Origin of the sequence: Flavobacterium dankookense (assembly GCF_004362665.1) — a bacterium.
In the GTDB taxonomy this organism is placed as follows: Bacteria; Bacteroidota; Bacteroidia; order Flavobacteriales; family Flavobacteriaceae; genus Flavobacterium; species Flavobacterium dankookense.
In genome coordinates, this window is sequence record NZ_SNXR01000011.1 from 592,394 (window position 1) to 614,227 (window position 21,834).

The following is a 21,834-nucleotide window of genomic DNA, read 5'->3' on the forward strand; positions in this document are numbered from 1 at the left end:
TAAAGTATAATGAAAAAAATAGTTCTTATAATAATCTTCCTCTCAATCGGCACTTTTGCGAATGCACAAACAAAAAAAGAAGCACAACAAACGTTTTACACCTGTGTCATGCATCCTGAAATCCATTCGCCAAAACCCGGTAAATGTCCAAAATGTGGTATGGCATTAATAAAAGAAAAAGCTAAACCGATAAAAAAAGCAGTTGTAAAAAAACCAGTCGCTACAAAAAAAGTAATTTCTGAAACAAAAAAAGAAGCTTCAAAACCAATAGAAGAAACTCCAAAAATTGTTGAAGTTCCAAAAGATATTCCTATTTCTGAAAGCAAACCTATAGTTAAGACAATAGCTAAAACGGTTCGATATGACTTATACGTTCGTGATACATTAGTAACAATTGGTAATAAACCCACAAGAGCAATCGCGGTAAACGGACAAATTCCAATGCCAACACTAACGTTTACTGAAGGAGATACAGCCGAAATTTATGTGCACAACGAACTAAAGGAAAGTACTTCATTGCATTGGCACGGCTTATTTTTACCCAATAAAGAAGACGGCGTTCCTTACCTAACCCAAATGCCAATTGAACCAGGTACAACACATAAATATACCTTTCCAATTATACAACATGGAACCCATTGGTACCACAGTCATTCGGGTTTGCAAGAACAAATCGGAATGTACGGTTCAATGATTTTAAACAAAAGAGTTGAAGACGAAACCTTTAGAAAAGGTATTGACGATTTGCCAACCATTCCGGTAATTTTAAGCGAATGGACCGATTTAAATCCAAATAACGTACACAGAATGCTTCACAATGCAACCGATTGGTTCGCCATACAAAAAGGAACTACCCAAAGTTATGCAGAAGCAATTAAGCAAGGTCATTTCAAAACAAAAATAGCAAACGAATGGAAACGAATGAATGCTATGGATGTAAGCGATGTGTACTATGATAAGTTTTTAATTAACGGTAAAAGTAATAGTCAATTATCCCAATTCAAAGGTGGTGATAGAGTGCGTTTGCGTATTTCCAATGGTGGTGCATCAACCTATTTTTGGTTAACCTATGCAGGTGGCAAAATCACGGTTGTTGCCAATGATGGTAACGATGTTGAGCCTGTAGAAGTAGATAGATTATTAATTGCCGTTTCTGAAACCTATGATGTGATTGTTACTATTCCTGCTGATAATACAGCGTTTGAATTCCTTGTAACACCAGAAGACAGAACTAAATCGGCATCACTTTACATTGGCGATGGAGTCAAGCAATTAATATCACCATTACCAAAATTAAAATATTTTGACGGAATGAAAATGATGAACGGAATGATGAAAATGAATGGCGATTTGGATGATATGGGAATGCAGATGTCTTACAATCAAATGGACATGAACGTAGTAATGTACCCAGAAATCACTGGAAAAGCAGCGTCAAAAAAAGATGATAAAATGGGAAACATGAAGATGAATGAAAGCGACTATAACAGTAACGAACTTTCAGATATTACCACTTTAAATTATGCCATGTTAAAGTCGCCTACAAAAACTACACTGCCAAAAGATGCACCAATAAAAGAATTACGTTTTGAATTATCAGGAAATATGAACCGCTATGTGTGGAGTTTAGACAATAAAGTAGTTTCTGAAACAGATAAAATTTTGATCAAGAAAGGAGAAAATGTTAGAATTACATTATACAATGGTTCTATGATGCGCCATCCAATGCACTTGCACGGTCATGATTTTAGAATTTTAAACGGTCAAGGCGACTATGCTCCACTCAAAAATATAATAGACATCATGCCAATGGAAACAGATGTAATCGAATTCAATGCGAATATTGAAGGTGATTGGTTTTTTCATTGTCACATCCTATACCACATGATGGCAGGAATGGGACGCGTTTTTACCTATGAAAATCAAGCACCAAATCCATTAATTCCTAATCCAAAATTAGCACAACGAAAATTGTTTGATGAGGATCGTAAATTTCACTTCATGGCAGAAAATGATTTTGCAACTAACGGAAACGATGGGATGGCAATGTACAGTAACACACGTTGGAGCATAGGCACAGAATGGCGATTAGGCTACAACGACCATCACGGTTATGAAACAGAAACACACATTGGTCGATACATCGGAAAAATGCAATGGTTGATGCCGTTTATAGGTTTCGATTGGCGTTACCGCAAAATGGAAGACGGCGAAATGGAAAGAAACCTATTCAACCAATCCAATACCAAAGACAATCGTTCGGTTTTTAGTGCAGGTCTTGAATACACTTTACCAATGCTAATAAAAGCACAAGCTGAAGTGTTTACGGATGGTAATTTCAGGTTTCAGTTAGAACGAATGGACATCCCAGTTTCCAAAAGAGTTCGTATGGATTTAATGTGGAATACCGATAAAGAATACATGGCTGGATTACGCTACATTATTAAAAGAAATTTGAGTGCCAGAACGCATTATGACAGTGATATGGGATTTGGTGTCGGTGTAAATTTGAATTATTAAAAAAACCATCGCAATCGTAAAATAATACAAACTTTTAATACTCTTAATTTATTTATAAATAAAAATTCCTATTTTTACACTCGTGAAACTCTTAAACTACATATTATCAATCTATCTAGTGGTACTATCATGTTTGCCTTGTGCAGATATGGAAGTAAGTAGTGCAGCACACAAAGCTGTTGAGATTTCAGATAATCATGATGAAAAATCTCATAATCACGATAAAGAAAATGATTTATGTTCGCCTTTTTGCAACTGCAACTGTTGCGGCTCACAAATAGTGAGTTATTTTAAGATTACTACTTTTAGTTTTACACCAATTACAAAGAGTATAAAAACGCAATTACCATCCTATACCTCTATAGTTACTTCCAATTTCTTCGGAAGTATATGGCAACCACCTCAAATAGCATAATGATGCCCGAGTAGTTTCGGGTTAGAAACTTGTGAGCCTATCACAAATAATAGCAAAACTAGTTTTGCTAATTTCTAATTCATTATACAATTTCAATGTTAGACAAAATCATACAGTTCAGTATCAAGAACAAGTTTATAATACTATTATTTACTTTAGTTCTAATAGCGTTTGGTAGCTATTCTATAAAACAGTTACCACTCGATGCGTTACCCGATGTAACAAACAATCAAGTACAAATAATTACTACTGCTCCAACTTTAGCCAGTCAAGAAGTCGAGCAATTAATCACTTATCCTTTAGAACAATCTTTTAAAACAATCCCAAAAGTTATCGAGTTACGAAGTATTTCTCGTTTCGGACTTTCAGTAGTCACCGTTGTTTTCAAAGACGATGTAGATATTTACTGGGCTAGAGAACAAATATTTCAACGCCTTAGTCAAGCCAAAGAAAATATTCCTGCTTATGCGGGTTCTCCAGAGTTAGCACCAATATCAACAGGATTAGGCGAGATTTATCAGTATGATGTCTATGCCAAAAAAGGATATGAAGACAAATACGATGCTGTAAAATTACGAACCATTCAAGATTGGATTATTATTCCACAATTACAAGGTATTGAAGGCGTTGCCGAAGTCAGTACTTGGGGTGGAAAACTAAAACAATATGAAATCGCAGTTAATCCAAATACATTAAATAGTTTGGGAGTAACCATTACAGAAATTTTTGAAGCGTTAGAGAAAAACAATCAAAATACAGGTGGAGCTTATATCGAAAAAGACCAATACGCTTACTTTATTCGCGGTGTTGGTATGGCAACTGGCATTAAAGATTTAGAAAATGTAGTAGTCAAAAACAGAAATGGTGCACCAGTTTTAGTTCGCGATGTAGCTACTGTTCGTGAGGGAATTGCATTAAGATATGGTGCTTCGACCAAAGACGGTAAAGGCGAAATTGTTTGCGGTTTGGCTTTAATGTTAAAAGGCGAAAACTCTAGTGCCGTTGTAGAAAGAGTGAAAGAAAAAATGGCGCAAATCAATAAAACCTTACCCGAAGGAGTGGTTGCCGAAGCATTCATTGACAGAGGTAAATTAGTGGATAACGCAATAGGAACAGTTACTAAAAACCTTTTGGAAGGTGCATTAATAGTAATATTTGTATTGATACTATTTCTAGGTAATCTTCGAGCCGGATTAATTGTTGCATCAGTAATTCCGCTTTCAATGCTTTTTGCAGTAATCTTAATGAACCATTTTGGCGTAAGCGGAAACTTAATGAGTTTAGGAGCAATCGACTTCGGAATTATAGTCGATGGAGCGGTAATTATTGTAGAAGCAACAATGCATCATTTACAAAAACTCAAACGACAAAAGAATTTAACCCAAGCAGAAATGGATACTGAAGTATATAAATCGGCTTCAAAAATTCGTAATAGTGCAGCATTCGGAGAAATAATTATTTTGATTGTTTATTTGCCAATCCTTGCATTAGTAGGAACAGAAGGCAAAATGTTCAAACCAATGGCAATGACCGTAGGTTTTGCGGTTATTGGGGCATTCATTTTGTCGTTGACTTATGTGCCAATGATGAGTGCCATGTTCTTATCAAAAAATACAGAACACAAAACTAATTTTAGTGATAAAATGATGGCGTGGTTTGAAAAAATCTACACACCATTTTTAGACCGAGCGTTACGATTTAAAAAAGCAGTTCTAGCCATTTCATTAGCGATGTTTGTCTTTGCTATTATCGTTTTTCAAAATATGGGTGGCGAATTCATTCCAACTATCGAAGAAGGAGATTTAGCCATTAATGCTACTATTATGACTGGAAGTTCGCTATCCCAAATGGTAGAAACCACAACCAAATACGAAAAAATCCTAAAAGCAAAATTCCCTGAAATCAAAACTATTGTTACAAAAATTGGAAGTGGCGAAATCCCAACCGACCCAATGCCAATAGAAAGTGGCGATTTGATTATTGTTTTAAAAGATAAAGACGAATGGACATCTGCTGACAATTGGGAAGATTTAGCCAACTTAATGAAAGAAGAAATGGAAGCTATTCCTGGTGCAAACATCGAAATTTCGCAACCCATTCAAATGCGATTCAACGAATTAATGACAGGAAGTCGAAGCGATATTGCCATTAAAATTTTTGGCGATGATTTAGAAGTTTTAGATACAAAAGCCAAAGAATTAATTTCTAAAGTAAATACTATTGAAGGGATTGGCGATTTAAAAGCCGATAAAGTAACTGGACTTCCACAAATCACAGTCAAATACGATTACAATAAAATTGCGTTGTATGGTTTAAATATTGCAGACATCAATCAAATTATCCGTTCTTCTTTTGCAGGTGAAAGTGCAGGTAAAATTTATGAAGAAAGCAAACGTTTTGATGTAGTCGTTCGTTTAAACAAAGACAATCGTAGCGACATTACTGATGTTAGTAATTTATTTATTCCATTACCAAATGGACAACAAGTACCACTTTCGCAAGTAGCATCAATCAATTACGAACAAGGTCCGGTTCAAGTTTCTCGTGAAAATGGTAAACGTAGAATTACAATAGGTTTAAATGTTCGTGGTCGTGATGTAAAAAGTGTTGTCGAAGAAATTCAACAAAAATTAGAAACCAGTTTTAAACTTCCTGCTGGGTATTATGTTACGTATGGCGGACAATTTGAAAATTTGGTGGAAGCCAACAAACGACTTTCGGTAGCTTTACCAATCGCTTTAGGATTAATTATGGTGTTGTTATTTTTTACTTTCAATAGTATCAAACAAGCCGCATTAATTTTTACAGCCATTCCATTATCGGCAATCGGTGGTGTTTTTGCACTTTGGTTACGAGGAATGCCTTTTAGCATTTCGGCAGGTATTGGATTTATTGCTTTGTTTGGAATAGCTGTATTAAACGGAATTGTGCTAATATCCTATTTCAACCAACTCAAATCCGAAGGAATAACTGACCCATTACAACGGGTTTTAATCGGTACAAAAACCAGACTTAGACCAGTATTAATGACTGCTGCGGTAGCTTCATTAGGATTTTTACCGATGGCATTATCTACAAGTGGCGGTGCAGAAGTACAAAAACCATTAGCAACGGTAGTTATTGGCGGACTAGTGTCAGCAACTTTACTAACCTTAATCGTTTTACCAATACTTTATTTATTATTTGAAAAGGGAATTAAAAGAAGAAAAAAAATGTCAAATCCAATTGTAACAATACTCGTTTTATTAATTAGTAGCTTTTCGTTTGCTCAAAACAGCCAAACAATTACTTTAGAAAAAGCCATTGAAAAAGCGAAAGCAAACAACATCGATCTAAAAATTGCAGATAAGGAAATCGAAAAGCAAACCGTTCTCAAGAAAACGGCGTTTCAAGTAGATCCTTTACAAGTGCAGTACCAAGGCGGACAGTTTAATAGTGTTGATTATGACCACAATGTTTCTATTCAACAATATTTTCCTATTGGTAAAATCACAAAAGCCAACCGTCAGTTGCAAGAAGAACTGGCAAAATTAGCTGAAAAACGAAAAGCATTAACGGAGTATGAAATTGAAAAAGCAGTGTCATTAGCCTATTATCAATATTTATATGGTTTCTCTATTCAAAAGTTAAATAATGAATTGTTCGAGATTTATGCTAAATTCCTTAAAAATGCAGAGCTTCGTTTTCAAACCGGAGAAAGTGGCAACATTGAAGTAATCAGTGCTAAAGCCAAATCAAAAGAAATAGAAACCCAAAAAGCACAGTTAGAATATGATTTGGTAATCTATCAAAAGCAATTGCAATACTTCATTCAAACAGATGAAAACATAGTTCCTGATGCCAATACACCATTGCAATATGCTAATCCAACAACGAGTAAAGATGACAAAATACAAGGATTAGTAAGCGATTATTATACACAGCAAATTTCAGTATATCAAAAGGAAGCCAATACGTTCAAAGCAATGCGAACTCCTAAATTAGGTTTGGGTTATTTTGGTCAAACCATCGATACCAAATCCTATTTTCAGGGTTTTACTGCCGGATTGCAAATTCCTTTATTTGGTGGTGCAAATACAGCAAAAGCCAAAGCATCAGAAATTAGTATTTCGCAATCGCAATTAGAATTAGATAAAAGCAAATTGACTTTGAAATTACAGAAAGAAGAACTACAAAATGAGTTTGAAAAACAGAAAAAAGCACTTTTATATTACCAAAACGAAGGATTGCAATATGCCGAACAAATTATTACAACGGCTCAAAAAAGCTATGCCAATGGTGATATGAGTTACTGGTCATACATTAGTTTTTTAAACCAAGCCATTGACATCAAAAAGCAAAATGCCGAAGCCGTTAATACTTACAATCAAAGTGCTATTCAATTGCAATTTCCATCTTTCAACAACAATTAATATTCCATTATATGAAAAATATATTTTTAAAACCAAATTGTAATCGAAGTTCATTCTTCAACCTCTTTATTCTATTTTCTATTCTCTTTACTCTAAATTCCTGTGGAGAAAAGAAAACCGAAGAAGCGCACGAAGAAGAAAAATCAGAAACCGAAGTTGCCTTGACAGAAGCGCAATTTAAAACTATTGGTATCGAAACAGGCGGTATCGAAATGAAAAACCTAAATACGGTAATCAAAGCCAATGGTTATACAGCAGTTCCACCACAAAACATGGCTAATATTTCCACCTTAATTGGTGGAGTTGTTAAAGATATTTATGTGTTAGAAGGAACTTACGTTGCAAAAGGTAAAACATTGGCAACCATCCAAAACCTCGAAGTTACCGAAATGCAGGAAGATTACAATTCCGCTATTGCCAACATTGAATACTTGCAATTGGAATATAATCGTCAAAAAACATTGAGCGATGAAAATGTAAATCCTCGCAAAACATTTCAAGAAGTAAAATCAAAATTAGCAGTAGAAAAAGCTAAAGCACAAGCCGCAAAAAACAAGCTGCAAGCGTTAAATGTTAGTTTAAGCGGAAACACTTCGTTAATTCCAATTGTTTCGCCAATAAGCGGTTATGTAGGTAAAATTAGTATAACAAAAGGAGCATTTGCAGAAACAGGCGTAACACTTTTTGAAGTAGTTGATAACAGCCAAATGCACTTGGATTTAAATGTGTTTGAAAAAGATTTGGGAAAAATTTCCGTAGGTCAAGAAGTCGATTTTGTATTAACCAATCAGTCTAATAAATCCATTAAAGGAAAAATATTTGGCATCAATAAATCATTTTCCAACGAAAGCAAAACAGTTGCGGTTCATGCCAAAATCAATCCAAGCGATGCCAAAGATTTAATTTCCGGAATGTATGTAGCTGCCAATATCAATATCACCAATCAAACAGTTCAGGCACTTCCAAAAGATGCAATTGTTAGAAATGGCGATAAATATTACATTTACATTCAAGAAGAACACCAAAAACAAGCTCCAAAAGTAAAAGAAGAAGAGCATCAACATAAAGAAGGAGAAGAACATTCAGAACACGCTGAAGGCAAAGAAGAAGGACACAATGAAGTGCACTTCAAAGCAATCGAAGTGGTTCCTGGAACTACTGATTTAGGTTACACCGAAATAAAATTAGTCGAAGAAATTCCTACCGATGCGAAAATTGTTATCAAAGGTGCTTTTTACTTACTAGCAACTTCAAAAGGTGGCGGAGAACACGAACATTAAAAATAAATTATTAATCATTAAATAAATTCAAATGAAAAATTCAATTTTAAAATCAATCTTTTTTTTAACACTATTATTTTTTACAAGCAATACTGCTTCTGCTCAAAAAGCCAATCAAAAAGCTATAATCAAAACTTTTTTACATTGTGATCATTGTAAAGAATGTGAAACTTGTGGTTTAAAATTCAAAACTGAGATGCTCAAAATTAAAGGTTTAAAAATGTATGAGCTTGACGATAAAGCAATGACATTTACAGTGTATTATAATGCAAAGAAAACAACCTTACAGACAATTAAAGAAGGTATTTCTAAATTAGGATACGATGCAGATGAAGTAAAAGCCGATCCAAAAGCGTATGAAAATTTAGATGGATGTTGTAAAGCGTAATCCAAATGGAAAACAAAAAATCACATTGGGAAAATGTTTTTGCAACCAAAAATCCTAATGAAGTAAGTTGGACACAAAAATATCCAAAAACTTCAATGGAGTATTTAGAAAATGTAAACCTATCAAAAACTGCCAATATCATTGATATTGGCGGTGGCGATAGCAATTTTGTGGATGCCTTATTAGAAAAAGGATATCAAAATATTTGGGTATTGGACATCTCTGAATTTGCTTTAGAAAGAGCCAAAAAACGTTTAGGAGATAAAGCCGATTTAATACATTGGATTGTTTCTGATATCACAGAATTTAATCCCGAAGTCAAGTTTGATTTTTGGCACGACAGGGCTGTTTTTCATTTTCTAACAGAAGAAGAAAGTATAAGGAAATATGTTACAATCGTTAGTAATGCTATAGCTCAAAATGGAAATTTTCTATTAGGTACTTTTTCAGAAAACGGTCCTTTAAAATGTAGTGGATTGGAAATAAAACAATATTCAGAAAATTCGATGAAACAAACTTTTATAGAAAATTTTGAAGCAATAAAATGTTTTACAGAAAACCATACTACACCATTTGATACCATCCAGAACTTTCAATTTTGTGGATTTAAAAAAAATAGAAATGGAACATAAACACAAGTATGATGCAAAAGGCAATCAGCTTTGTTGCACTCTCGAAGAAAAAATAAATAAAAAAACCGAAAATCATTCTGATGATGACGGACACGATCACGAGCATTCCAGCGAAGAAAAATCTACGTTTCAAATGTTTTTACCAGCAATCATAAGTTTTATTTTATTATTGGTTGCCATTGGTTTTGATAATTATTTTAAACAATCGTGGTTTGCAGGTTATGTTAGAATAGGATGGTATATTGTCGGATACATTCCAGTAGGTTTTCCTGTACTCAAAGAAGCTTTTGAAAGTATTCGCAAAGGCGATATATTTTCAGAATTTCTTTTAATGAGTATTGCAACTATTGGAGCGTTTGCTATAGGCGAATTTCCTGAAGGTGTTGCCGTAATGTTATTTTATGCCATTGGCGAAATATTCCAAACATTGGCGGTTCAAAGAGCAAAAGCTAACATCAAATCCTTACTCGACCAAAGACCAGACGAAGTAACTATTCTCGAAAACAATGTTGCCAAAACAATCAAAGCATCAACTGCTAAAATTGGAGATATTATTCAACTAAAAGCAGGAGAAAAGTTAGGATTAGATGGAGAATTACTTTCAGATACTGCTTCTTTTAATACAGCAGCATTAACAGGAGAAAGTAAGCCAGACACCAAAGCAAAAGGAGAAACTGTTTTAGCAGGAATGATAAACTTAAATTCGGTTTGTCAAGTAAAAGTAACGGTTGCTTATACAGATAGTAAACTGTCAAAAATTCTCGAAATGGTGCAAGATGCTACAGCCAAAAAAGCACCAACAGAATTATTTATCAGAAAGTTTGCCAAAATATATACACCAATTGTAGTTGTTTTAGCCATTGCAATATGTGTTGTACCGATGTTATTTGTAGAAAATTACCAGTTTAGAGATTGGTTGTATCGAGCTTTAGTTTTCTTGGTTATTTCGTGTCCTTGTGCATTAGTTATAAGTATTCCTTTAGGTTATTTTGGCGGAATTGGAGCAGCTTCTAAAAACGGAATCCTTTTCAAAGGAAGTAATTTTCTTGATGTAATGTCCACTATTCAAAACGTGGTAATGGACAAAACAGGTACAATGACCGAAGGCGTCTTCAAAGTGCAGGAAGTTGTTTTTAATACTGATTTTAACAAAGAGAATTTGTTACAATTGGTAAATGCTTTAGAAAGTCAAAGCACACATCCAGTGGCAACTGCTATTCATCAGTTTGTTGGAAAAATTGACAGTACAATTGAACTAAAAAATGTAGAAGAAATTTCAGGACATGGTTTAAAAGCTGAAGTTGACGGAAAAGAATTGTTAGTTGGTAATTTCAAACTAATGGATAAATTCTCGATTGCTTATGATATTGATCCAAAAAGTATTGTTTACACGTTAATTGCAGTTGCTTATGATAAAAAATTCGTTGGTTATCTTACAATAGCTGATAGCATAAAAGAAGACGCACAAATCACAATCCACAAACTAAAAGCATTAGGTATAAAAACCACAATGTTAAGTGGAGATAAAGACAATGTAGTTCAATTTGTAGCACAAAAACTCGGAATTACTAATGCTTATGGTGATTTATTACCCGGAGACAAAGTAAATAAAGTAAAAGAAATAATTGCAAAAAATGAAACAGTTGCTTTTGTTGGTGATGGTGTTAACGATGCACCTGTAGTTGCTTTAAGTAACGTTGGAATAGCAATGGGTGGTTTAGGAAGCGATGCCACCATAGAAACTGCCGATGTAGTAATTCAAGACGATATGCCTTCAAAAATCCCTATGGCGATAAACATTGGTAAACAAACAAAGAAAATTGTTTGGCAAAATATCATTCTAGCATTTACTGTAAAAGCAATTGTCCTAATTTTAGGTGCAGGTGGTTTGGCCACAATGTGGGAAGCTGTTTTTGCCGATGTTGGTGTAGCTTTATTAGCTATACTTAATGCGGTTAGAATACAGAGAATGAAGTTTTAGCTTAAACGATAATTAAAAACAAAAAATAGTTTTGAGAATTACTGAATTAATCAATCATTGCAATACCATTGCAATGATTGATTAATACTATTACTGTCTGTTTTAAAGAAATTACGAGGTATTGCAATGTCATTGCAATGGTTTTTATACTAAAACAATGTTATAGTTGTAACCCTGTTACCACGCATTAAAAATTAAGTGTGAGAAAGTATTGTTTTTGTTGACTTGTTGAAATTATGCCGTAAAGTCTTTTATTTATTAGGTTTATGACTTCAACAAATTGTCAACACGCTGTCAACAAAAAAATTACTGAATACCTCGAAATATATTTTGTTGACAGTTTGTTGATGCACGGTTGACTTGCAAAGTATTGTTTGTATTGGCTTTTTTCTTGTTTGTCAACAAATCAACATTATTTGATAAATTCGTCTCTCTTGAAAGTATAGAATCGCCCTTTTCGACTTTCAGTATAAACACTCCATTTCCCGCTATTCATTGTAGATAAATCCAAACTGTAAAAATTGTAGCTACTATTTTTTGGTTCAAGTTTAAAATTCTCTGTAATTATTTTAGATACATAATTTTTCCCTACTCTTATATTGGCTAAGTTTAATTGTTCGTGCAAATCTTTAGTGGTATAATATAATTCATCCAATTCAAGAGTGCAGAACTGGTCAATTAAAAACTCTTCAATTTCCTTTTCAATAGAAGTTCTGTTTCCACGAACTAAAACATCTAATGCTTTGGTATAAATCTGCTCTTTAGTAAACCACATTCGGGTTGTTCTTTGGGTTTCAATTTTCCTATGAGTTAAATGATATGCGAATGAAGCAATTTCTTTTCTCATTTGCTCTAATAAGTCTGGATTTTCTTTTGCAAAAGGATTGACTTTAATTACCCAGTATCGAATTTCTAAATCGTCAATTTTAATAAAGTTTTCTTCATTATTTGAACATAGAATAAATTTCCCGAAAAACTCGATTTCAACTTTGTCAACTCCTTTGCCCTCTAGTTTGTAATGATTAGAGGTTGAAAGGTTCTTTATACGTTCGCTGTCTTCTTTTTTGTCGAGTAATACTTCGTCAACAGCCACAATTAATTTTCCTGCCCAATCGGAATTAAAACGACTTCTAAAGTCTTCATTCTTATTGATTGTCATATTACCTTCAAAAATCAGTTTTAAGAGTTTTAGAAAGGTGCTTTTACCTGTGTTTCTCTCCACACTTACCAAGCACAATATGGGTAAGATTTGACTGGGGTGCTTCCAAAGAATTGTTAAATAATCTAATCCTAGTTCATACTGCTTACCAAAAAGATGTTGCAGAAAGAGTTTTATATTTTCCCAATCTCCTTTTTCACTCACACAATAAGAAAGAGGTTCATACTTATTGTAAAAATTATTAATCTCTCTTTGATAATTAATGTGTGACGGAAACGTACAGAAAGTTTCATATTTTTTTATGACTTTCAAACTGTCTTTCCCAAAATCATCAATAATGGTGGCTTTATTCCATTTTATCAATGATTTGATATTGTCGCCACTCATAAGAGGACATAACACTTCCTTAAAATATTCTGTTCCCACTCGAATATACTCTTTCATATTTCAAAAATTATAGATGCCATTTTTGATGGGTCAAAGTTATGGGAGTGCTTATTTTTCCTGATTGTGATTAAAACACCATGTAATTCAGAATCTTTTAATAAAACGCTATTGATATTGTTTGATAATAATTTGAAATTATGATTATCGTAGCCTTTTATAAGTTGACCGATTAATTCACAGGATTCAATGAATTTTCCAGTTGAATAGACTATATTATTATCTCTATTATAATCCAATCGTAACCTCGCAAAATCGTTTTTTAAGCAATTCAAATGACCTAAAGCATCTGAAATTAAAGCTTGATTATTAATTTGCATAAAAAAGTGTTTTAAAGTTGACCAAATTGGTTTTTTTGATTCAATGATTTGAAAACTTCACTTTTTTTATAGCGAACTTTATTTCCAATGCGATAGGCAGGAATAATATCTTTTTTTGTCCAGTCCCATAAAGTAACTAAACTAACAGAAAGGAGTTTTGCAGTTTCTTCTCGTGTTAATAATGTTTCGTTATCGGGATTCTGCAAATTAGTAGCATACCCTTTAAGTGCGAGTGTGATGTCTTTGACGATTTCGTTTTTAAAATCATTAGCGTTTGTGCTTTCGAGTTGCAAGATTTCTTTAACCATAATTTAATTATTTATTTTATTAATTATGGGACAAACTTAATTTAGTCGAATGGGGTTAAAACTATTAGGGTAACCCTGATGGTTACCCTAATAGTTTTTTTATAAATTCATCTGCTTGTTTTCTGTCGCTTAAAAGTTTTTCTGAATTTTCAGAAATTTTTTTGTCAAGCTCAAGATAAATCTTCTTAATGTTGTCTTTATTTTTACCTAATAAATGACTAAGTATTTCGCCTTTTTTTGTTGCACTTATACTGCTCCAGTCTTTTATGTTTATGATTTCCTCAAGTAGAAAAATTTGTAATGAAGTATCAACAAATCCTGATTTCTGTTTAGTGTTTTTTAGTTTATTAATTTGCTCTTTACAAAAATCTATTTGTGCCTTTATTGTATAATATTTTACCCATATACTTAAAATCTCTTTGGGAACATCTGACATTTCAATATCTGATGTTAAATACTTCTGGATAAAAGCAACTTCTCCATTGAGACTTTCAATAACTAATTCCTCCCAATTTTCAAATCCATTAAACTCTTTTATTTCAGCATAAACAAGATATTCTGGCTCATTCTTAACTTGCGAATATAAATCCTTGTGCTTTTTTTCTAAGTATTTTATTTTTTCAACACTTTCAATTCTACCTTCTAAATTGGTTAAAATCCTGTTTAAATCAAATTGCGTGTCTGTTGCTACAACTTCTACAAAAAAACGAATGGAAGTATATATTTCTTTTAAAATGTCTTGATTTATATGATATTCTTTTGCTCCTGATGTTATCATAGTATCAAATTCTATTGAATCAGTTTTCAAATTGTCAATTAAAATTTCATCTTCAATAAAAACATTGTGCAAAACAAGATTTTTTATATTTGAAAGTCCTAATTCTTCGAGCTTAAATTTCTTTACAAATTTTCTTTTTTCTATTTCTTGGTAATCGAAATTCATTATCGCTAGATTTTTTTGTTTATTTATATTCCAAAAATAAACTTTTAGATTATAATTTTTATGTAAATAAATTTACTAAAGTTTATTTTAGACTAAATTACTTATTTCAAAAAAATAGTAATTGTGAATCAAAAAAAATAAAAGTTTTCTTGAAATTGGGACAACCGTCGGACAAGAAGAGAATAAAAAAACCGTAAACACTTTATTATAAGCTGTTTACGGTTTGATGTTGCGGAGAAAGAGGGATTCGAACCCCCGGACCTGTTACAGTCAACAGTTTTCAAGACTGCCGCAATCGACCACTCTGCCATTTCTCCAATAAGTCTTCACTACTTCTGTAATGCGGATGCAAATATAGTAACCTTTTTTATTTTGCAAAACCTTTTTTAATAAAAAAACAAACTAATTTTTAGATAAAAAGATAGTAGCTTCACTATCTAGTAGTTACTGTATTGTTTTTGTTTTAATATTTAACGTATTCAGTAATTTCTAAGCCATATCCAATCATTCCAACACGTTTGGTTTGGGTTGTATTCGAAATTAATCTGATTTTTGCAATATCTATGTCGTGAAGTATTTGTGCGCCAATCCCAAAGTCTTTAACATCCATTTTAATTTTTGGAGCATTTATAATTCCTTCAGATTGTAATTGTTTTAATTCAGTTAAACGATTTAATAAATCAGATGAATTCACTTCTTGATTGATGAATAGGATAGCACCTTTACCTTCTAAAGCTATCCGTTTAAACATATCATCAAGTTTTTTATCCACATCGTTGGTCAGTGTGTTTAAAATATCGTTGTTAGATTGTGTTGAGTTTATTCGAGTAAGTATTGCTTCACCAGTATTCCAACTTCCTAATGTTAACGCTAAATGTACTTGTTTGTTTGTGGTTTGTTGATAAGCACGCAATCGAAAAGCACCAAAACGGGTTTGGATTTCAAAATCTTCTTTTTTGATGATTAAACTATCGTGTTGCATTCTGTAGGCGACCAAGTCTTCAATTGAAACAAGCTTTAAATTAAATTTTTTTGCCACTTCAACCAGTTGAGGTAATCGAGCCATAGAGCCATCTTCATTCATAATCTCAACGATAACTCCAGCTGATTTAAAACCTGCTAATCGAGCGAAATCAATAGCAGCTTCTGTATGACCAGTTCGTCTAAGAACACCACCTTGTTTTGCGGTGAGCGGAAAAATGTGTCCTGGACGAGCTAAATCGTAGGGTTTCGTATTTTCGTCAACTAAAGCAAGTATTGTTTTTGCTCTATCTGCTGCAGATATTCCAGTAGTAACGCCATTTCCTTTCAAATCTACTGAAACAGTAAAAGCGGTTTCCATATGATCGGTATTATTCGTAACCATCGAGCGAAGCTCAAGTTCAGCACATCTTTTTTCTGTTAAAGGAGCGCAAATCAAACCTCTTCCGTGAGTAGCCATGAAGTTAATCATTTCGGGAGTTACTTTTTCGGCAGCAGCCAAAAAATCACCTTCATTTTCTCTATCTTCATCATCTACAACGATGATTATTTTTCCTTGACGGATATCTTCAATTGCTTCTTCAATCGTGTTGAGTTGAATTTTTTCGGTATTCATAAAACTAGTTGTTGTGTTGTGGTGTTCTTTGACTGTCTTTTATAAATCCTTTATTGTAAAAATAGAAAAGAATATAAAAAGGAAATCCAGCCAAAAGGACTATGTATTTGTTGATGTTGTTTTTTTGATTTGTCAAATTTAATATTCTATCAAATTTGGTCTGTGAGATATAGATTAGTACTAATAAAGCTAAAATTAAAACCACTTTTAAAATTTGCATTATTGTATTTTCAATATCTATTATGAATAAAATGAGGAGAAATATATTGACAAATAAAGCTACTAAACTCAGTTTATTATATTGGTTTGTTTTTTCTGAAATAGAAATCAAATCAATAACTTCTTCCTTTTTTTGAATGGCTTTTGTATCTTCTGAAACGCCTTTTATTTCGGAAATATTTTCACTTGCTTGTAGTTTTGGATTTTTTGATTTCAACAATTTAGTAACGAACGCAATACTATTTGTGAACCAATCAAAATCAACTGAAACTCCTTTGTCATTGGTTGCTCTTTTTGTTAAAAATATAGCTAACGGAAGTAAAATTATAGTTGACATCCAACAACCAAGAAAAGGTGTAATTCCGTTTTCTTGTGCAAGTTTTTTTCCAAAAGTATTCACAAAGTGGAAAATGATAAAAATCATCACTGCAAATACAATTGGCAATCCCAATCCACCTTTTCTAATAATTGCTCCAAGTGGCGCACCAATAAAGAACATCAATATACAGGAAAAACCAATAACAAATTTATCATACAGGGCAATCCAATGAAGGTTTATGTTTTTTACTTTGCCTTCAAATTCATATTTAGAGCTTTCTATTGAAAATTTATTAGTTTCAATATTGCTACTTGCAACTTTTAAGATTTGCTCTTTTTCGGATTTATTAAAGTTTGATAATAATGTGTTATTTTGGAATTTATTGCTCACATTTATCGTATCAATAGCAATATTTGGAACACCAACAGCTGGTTTACTAGTTATAATTCCTGTTCGTTCACTGATGTTGTCAACATAGGAAATTAAATCTTTTTTATAATTTTTTGATAGTGAATCTAGAGTATAATTTAATTCACCAACAGTAAGCATTGTGTTTGTGTTGGTTATTTGCTCTTCATCAAGTTTTACATTATTTAACTTTGATAAATCAATGTTAATGACATATTTTTGAAAATCACTTTTAGCAAAAGGAACTTTATTGCGTTCTTCATACTTTTTTGGAATAATATCCTCGTAATAGTGACCATCTTTTAAAACCAATTTTAGAACATTAGAGTTTTCACTACTTATTAATTCACCTTTTTTAGCTTTAATGATGGTTGAACTTCCTGTTGAAAAATTAGCTTTTTTGTGTATGGTGACTTTATCTAAATAGCGTCCTTCATCGCCTGATTTTTTTTCTACTTTAATGGTATAGGTTCCAACTTCACTAAATTGACCTTCGGCAATTGCCATTGCGGGTTTTACTTGAGCAATATTTCTCCTGAAGTTGATGAACTTATATTCAGCATAAGGAATAACATTATTGGCAAAAATAAAAGCAACAACACTCAAAAGAAGAATAAAAGCCGTCAAGTATTTCATCGCTCTTCCTAACGATATTCCGGAAGATTTCATAGCTGCAAACTCATAATTTTCTGCCAAGCTACCAAAAGTCATAATAGACGCCAATAATACCGATAGCGGCAGAACCAGAGGAACAACGCGTGGCATGGCAAATAAAAGAAATTTGATAACGGATATAAAATCTAAATCCTTTCCTGCTAATTCAGCTATAAATAACCAAACCGTTTGAAGAATGAAAATAAAAAAAAGAATGACAAATACAGTTGTAAATGTTGAGATGAATAATTTTAGTAAGTACTTGTCAAGTATTTTCACTTGTGTTAAAGCTATATTTTGTTGATGTAGTAATTAGGATATTTACTGGCAACAAAGGTAAACTGATTTTTTGATAAGGGTTGATTTGTTTTAAAAGAATTAACAGTCAAAGTCGTTTTTGTACCATTTTTTCCAATTTCAATAACATTATAGATGTTTTTCGTTTGCGAATCAATACCTAGAAGGATTTCTTTTCTTGAATCTTTAGCGTTTGTAGGAACTAATTTAATGTATTGAATTTTTCTGCCTTTAACATCCTGTGTGATGTCCCAAAAATATTTGTATCCTGAATTGAAAAACGTTAGCATCTTGGCTGGAGTAATAGAATTATCTCCTTTTTCTTCAATACCTGATATAGTAATTTCTTCATCTTCAGGTACAATGGTGTAATTCTTTTTACCATCAAAGATTTTAGTAATGCCCATAAAACTTAGATAATACTTATTTCCATCTAATATTACATTACCCTTACTTTCTTTATTGATGTTTTCTTTACTGTTATACAGAGAATATTTAAAATCAATCACTATGTTATCGTAGGATTTGATTTTTGCAGTTACTTGGTCTAATAAATCTTTAGCTTTTTTGTCTTGAGCATTCATCGAAAAGCTCAAAAGAAATACTAAAACTAATGATATTACATTTTTCATGTTACTAATTGTTTTGTTCATTGTTTAAAAATTGTTCTAAAGAAGACAAATCAGTGATGTTGACACTTCTTGCTTTACTTCCTTCAAAAGGACCAACAATTCCAGCAGCTTCTAATTGATCTATCAATCTACCTGCACGATTGTAACCCAGTTTCAATTTTCTTTGCAATAATGATGCCGAACCTTGCTGAGCGGTAACAATTATTTCTGCAGCTTCTCTAAATAAGCTATCTCTATCTGAAATATCATATTCTAAATTAACGCTACTTCCTTCTTCTCCAACATATTCGGGTAATAAGTAAGCACTTGGATACGCTTTCTGTGCGCCAATATAATCTACAATTTTTTCAACTTCTGGTGTATCAACAAAAGCACATTGCACACGAACTAAATCATTTCCATTTGAAAATAATAAATCACCACGTCCAATAAGTTGATCTGCACCACCAGTATCAAGAATAGTTCTTGAATCGATTTTTGATGTTACTCTAAAAGCAATTCTCGCTGGGAAATTTGCCTTAATCATACCCGTAATTACGTTAACAGAAGGTCTTTGTGTAGCGATGATTAAGTGTATTCCAATAGCACGAGCCAACTGAGCCAAACGAGCAATTGGTGTTTCTACTTCTTTACCTGCTGTCATGATCAAATCGGCAAACTCATCAACTACCAAAACTATGTAAGGTAAAAAACGATGACCGTTTTCAGGATTTAATTTACGCGATTTAAACTTTTCATTGTACTCTTTAATGTTGCGAACCATTGCGTCTTTTAATAAAGAATAGCGATTGTCCATTTCAACACAAAGAGAATTTAAGGTGTTGATTACCTTTGAGTTATCTGTGATTATTGCATCTTCTACATCAGGTAGTTTGGCTAAATAATGACGTTCAATTTTATTAAACAAAGTAAGTTCCACTTTCTTTGGATCGACCAAAACAAATTTAACTTCTGCTGGATGTTTTTTGTATAATAATGAAGTTAATACCGCATTCAGTCCAACTGATTTTCCTTGTCCAGTTGCTCCAGCCATTAACAAGTGAGGCATTTTGGCTAAATCAACTACAAAAGTTTCGTTAGAAATTGTTTTTCCTAAAGCAATAGGAAGTTCCATTTCCGCTTCTTGAAATTTTGCTGAAGAAATAACAGTTCTCATCGGAACCATCGTTGGATTTTTATTTGGAACTTCAATACCAATTGTTCCTTTTCCTGGAATAGGAGCAATGATACGAATTCCTAATGCAGCTAACGAAAGTGCAATATCATCTTCTAAGCTTTTAATTTTTGAAATTCGAATTCCAGCTTCTGGAACGATTTCATACAAAGTAACCGATGGTCCAACTGTTGCTTTTATTTGAGCAATATCAATTTTATAGTTGCGAAGTGTTTCTACAATTCGATTTTTGTTTTCTTCTAATTCTTCTTGATTGATTGTAATTCCAACGGATGCATAGTCTTTTAGCAAGTCAATTGTTGGGAATTTATAATTTGAAAGTTCTAAAGTTGGATCAAATTCACCAAAATCAGCAACTAATTTGGCAGCAAGGTTTTCTTCTACAACATCTTCATCGGCAGCTTTTTCGATGACAAAATCTTCCTCAATTACTGTTTGAACTGGTTCTGTAACTTGTGAATTTTCCACAACCAAAGTTGGTATTGGAGTAGGAGTTATTGGTTTTATAGTTGGTTCTAAGTTAATTTCTGAAGCATGTTCAATGGTTGGTTTTAATGACTCTTTATTGATTTCAAAATTAGATGTAATCAATGTTGGTTCAGGAATTTCTTCTTCCTCAACTTCTGCAACAGCAAATTCTTCTAAATTGTATTCCTGTGAAGCTGTTGGTGAAATATTTCCTTTGTTTTCGGTCATATTTTTAATATCATCGCTTATGTCTTTTCGTTTCTTTTCAAAGAACGATTTTATCGAATCAGGAGAAACTTTTATCTTGAAAACAATGTATACAATTATAGAAAATACTACTAAAAGTAACGTTCCTATTTTGCCCATATAATCTTGAAAGAACAAGTTCATTTCATAACCAACTGTTCCGCCAAGTTCGGGTAATGAAGTAGCAAAAAAGCCAAAACAAATGGATAAAATGATTATGGCAAATAAATCCCAAAACCAAGTGTTTTTAAGTTTTTTAAGTGGTAAATCCAATAATAAAAAAGCACCACTCAGAAAAAATAATTTCACAAAAAGAAATGATGCTGCGCCAAAACCTCTGTAAATAAATAAATCGGAAACATAAGCGCCAAATTTGCCTAACCAATTTCCAACAACTTCTTTTCTATCGGTTATATCATTTACAGCACTTTGGTCGTGTTGTCCGTGGATAAAAAATGAAATGAAAGAAAGCAACAAGGCTATTGCCGAAATCACCAATACAAAACCCAAAAGTACTCTATATTGTTTAAGTCTGTTGGTGTTTTTGCTTGGGTTTTTATCTTTAGCTTCTGTAGTTTCTTTTTTTACTGTTTTTGCCATTAGTACATTTTAATTGCTATAAAAATAGAAATTTAATTGAGAGTTACATAAATTTTGGAACATAAATCAATAGTCCAATAGCGATTGCGGCCATTGCTGAAAATAAAACAGCTCCAGCGGCAATATCTTTAATAAAACCAATTTTATTATGAAATTCAGGATGAATGAAATCGGCCAGTTTTTCTACAGCTGTATTGAGACTTTCAATGCCTAATACCAATCCAAAAGCAAGTAGTTGCATCATCCATTCTAAACGAGAAATTTCGAAGATAAACCCTGCAATGATGAGTAATACAGCAATGGTAGATTGCACCATTACGCTATGTTCAGTCGTAATTAGTTTATAAGCACCTTTAAAAGCAAAGCCAATACTTTTTAATCTTCCGGTAAAAAACGAGTTGTCTTTTTCGAATTCCAT

Annotated in this window: 15 protein-coding genes, 1 tRNA gene and 1 pseudogene; 7 read left to right on the plus strand and 10 right to left on the minus strand. The window is 32.7% G+C overall.

Features of this window, described 5'->3' with window-relative positions:
• Positions 1 to 9 precede the first annotated feature (9 nt).
• From BC748_RS03885 to BC748_RS03915, 7 genes are all read left to right on the plus strand, one after another.
• Complete coding sequence (locus BC748_RS03885; RefSeq protein WP_246013995.1) at positions 10 to 2,520, plus strand: multicopper oxidase domain-containing protein; 2,511 nt, start codon at positions 10 to 12, stop codon at positions 2,518 to 2,520.
• An 82-nt stretch (positions 2,521 to 2,602) separates the two neighbouring features.
• Positions 2,603 to 2,935 carry a DUF6660 family protein gene (locus BC748_RS03890; protein ID WP_246013996.1) on the plus strand — a complete coding sequence of 111 codons (333 nt, stop codon included), beginning with the start codon at positions 2,603 to 2,605 and terminating at the stop codon, positions 2,933 to 2,935.
• Positions 2,936 to 3,030: 95 nt separating this feature from the next.
• The gene (locus tag BC748_RS03895) at positions 3,031 to 7,347 is read left to right on the plus strand and encodes a CusA/CzcA family heavy metal efflux RND transporter (RefSeq protein WP_133532145.1); all 4,317 of its coding nucleotides are present in this window, start codon (positions 3,031 to 3,033) and stop codon (positions 7,345 to 7,347) included.
• 11 nt (positions 7,348 to 7,358) lie between these two features.
• Positions 7,359 to 8,627, plus strand: a complete 1,269-nt coding sequence (locus tag BC748_RS03900) for an efflux RND transporter periplasmic adaptor subunit (RefSeq protein ID WP_133532146.1) — start codon at positions 7,359 to 7,361, stop codon at positions 8,625 to 8,627.
• 31 nt (positions 8,628 to 8,658) lie between these two features.
• Positions 8,659 to 9,015 carry a heavy-metal-associated domain-containing protein gene (locus BC748_RS03905; protein ID WP_133532147.1) on the plus strand — a complete coding sequence of 119 codons (357 nt, stop codon included), beginning with the start codon at positions 8,659 to 8,661 and terminating at the stop codon, positions 9,013 to 9,015.
• Positions 9,016 to 9,020: 5 nt separating this feature from the next.
• Positions 9,021 to 9,647, plus strand: coding sequence for a class I SAM-dependent methyltransferase (locus tag BC748_RS03910; RefSeq protein ID WP_133532148.1), 627 nt, complete (start codon positions 9,021 to 9,023; stop codon positions 9,645 to 9,647).
• Positions 9,637 to 11,628 (plus strand): heavy metal translocating P-type ATPase, encoded by a 1,992-nt coding sequence (locus BC748_RS03915; protein ID WP_133532149.1) that lies wholly within the window; start codon positions 9,637 to 9,639, stop codon positions 11,626 to 11,628. Before BC748_RS03910 ends, BC748_RS03915 begins: the two co-directional genes overlap by 11 nt.
• 412 nt (positions 11,629 to 12,040) lie before the next feature.
• Here BC748_RS03915 and BC748_RS03920 read toward each other — a convergent pair whose 3' ends face one another.
• The 10 genes and pseudogenes from BC748_RS03920 to BC748_RS03965 all read right to left on the minus strand — a co-directional run bounded on the left by BC748_RS03920 (position 12,041) and on the right by BC748_RS03965 (position 21,834).
• A complete protein-coding gene (locus BC748_RS03920; protein WP_133532150.1) occupies positions 12,041 to 13,231 on the minus strand; it encodes a primase-helicase family protein in 1,191 nt (396 codons plus the stop codon).
• The gene (locus tag BC748_RS03925; RefSeq protein WP_133532151.1) at positions 13,228 to 13,551 is read right to left on the minus strand and encodes a hypothetical protein; all 324 of its coding nucleotides are present in this window, start codon (positions 13,549 to 13,551) and stop codon (positions 13,228 to 13,230) included. Before BC748_RS03925 ends, BC748_RS03920 begins: the two co-directional genes overlap by 4 nt.
• 11 nt (positions 13,552 to 13,562) lie before the next feature.
• Positions 13,563 to 13,859, minus strand: a complete 297-nt coding sequence (locus BC748_RS03930; RefSeq protein WP_133532152.1) for a helix-turn-helix domain-containing protein — start codon at positions 13,857 to 13,859, stop codon at positions 13,563 to 13,565.
• An 82-nt stretch (positions 13,860 to 13,941) separates the two neighbouring features.
• Positions 13,942 to 14,802, minus strand: coding sequence for a hypothetical protein (locus BC748_RS03935; protein ID WP_133532153.1), 861 nt, complete (start codon positions 14,800 to 14,802; stop codon positions 13,942 to 13,944).
• A gap of 232 nt (positions 14,803 to 15,034) precedes the next feature.
• Positions 15,035 to 15,119 (minus strand) — tRNA-Ser (locus BC748_RS03940).
• A 146-nt stretch (positions 15,120 to 15,265) separates the two neighbouring features.
• Positions 15,266 to 16,399: a 3,4-dihydroxy-2-butanone-4-phosphate synthase gene (gene ribB, locus BC748_RS03945; RefSeq protein WP_133532154.1), complete on the minus strand. Its 1,134-nt coding sequence runs from the start codon at positions 16,397 to 16,399 to the stop codon at positions 15,266 to 15,268.
• A gap of 424 nt (positions 16,400 to 16,823) precedes the next feature.
• Positions 16,824 to 18,278 (minus strand): annotated as a pseudogene (locus tag BC748_RS03950) (LptF/LptG family permease); the annotation flags it as partial.
• Between the two features lie 11 nt (positions 18,279 to 18,289).
• Positions 18,290 to 18,928 (minus strand): outer membrane lipoprotein periplasmic chaperone LolA1, encoded by a 639-nt coding sequence (gene lolA1 / locus BC748_RS03955; RefSeq protein WP_133532185.1) that lies wholly within the window; start codon positions 18,926 to 18,928, stop codon positions 18,290 to 18,292.
• Between the two features lie 4 nt (positions 18,929 to 18,932).
• Positions 18,933 to 21,416: a DNA translocase FtsK gene (locus tag BC748_RS03960; protein ID WP_133532156.1), complete on the minus strand. Its 2,484-nt coding sequence runs from the start codon at positions 21,414 to 21,416 to the stop codon at positions 18,933 to 18,935.
• 43 nt (positions 21,417 to 21,459) lie between these two features.
• The gene (locus BC748_RS03965) at positions 21,460 to 21,834 is read right to left on the minus strand and encodes a diacylglycerol kinase family protein (RefSeq protein WP_133532157.1); all 375 of its coding nucleotides are present in this window, start codon (positions 21,832 to 21,834) and stop codon (positions 21,460 to 21,462) included.